Source organism: Sulfitobacter sp. UBA1132 (genome assembly GCF_002311545.1).
GTDB classification, from domain to species: Bacteria; Pseudomonadota; Alphaproteobacteria; order Rhodobacterales; family Rhodobacteraceae; genus Sulfitobacter; species Sulfitobacter pontiacus.
This window is the reverse complement of sequence record NZ_DCAN01000006.1, coordinates 573-916: the sequence shown is the minus strand read 5'-3', so window position 1 is coordinate 916 and position 344 is coordinate 573. Positions and strand designations below refer to the sequence as shown.

The 344-nt window shown below is 65.7% G+C and carries 1 protein-coding gene; it reads left to right on the top strand.

Annotated elements, in window-relative coordinates; translation table 11 throughout:
* The coding region (locus B4F27_RS03750; RefSeq protein ID WP_286758906.1) for an MBL fold metallo-hydrolase at positions 1-344 on the top strand (344 nt) is incomplete at both ends.

Sequence of the window (344 nt, the reverse complement as noted above, 5' to 3'; positions counted from 1 at the left end):
GCCGCGCCTTGGCGGTCACTGGGGGGCCTGCGATCCGGCCAACCCCAAGAACGCCAGACGCAGATGCTCCATCCTGGTCGAGCGGATCACGGATGCGGGCACGACATCGGTGCTGATCGACACCTCCCCCGATATGCGCAGCCAACTGCTGGATGCGGGCGTCGGACGGCTGGACGCGGTGCTTTATACCCACTCCCACGCCGATCATGTGCACGGGCTGGATGACCTGCGGATGATCGTGATCAACATGCGCCAACGTCTGCCGGTCTGGGCCGACACGCCCACGCGCGAGGCGCTACTGGACCGTTTCGGCTATGTGTTCATCCAGCCCCCCGGATCGTCCT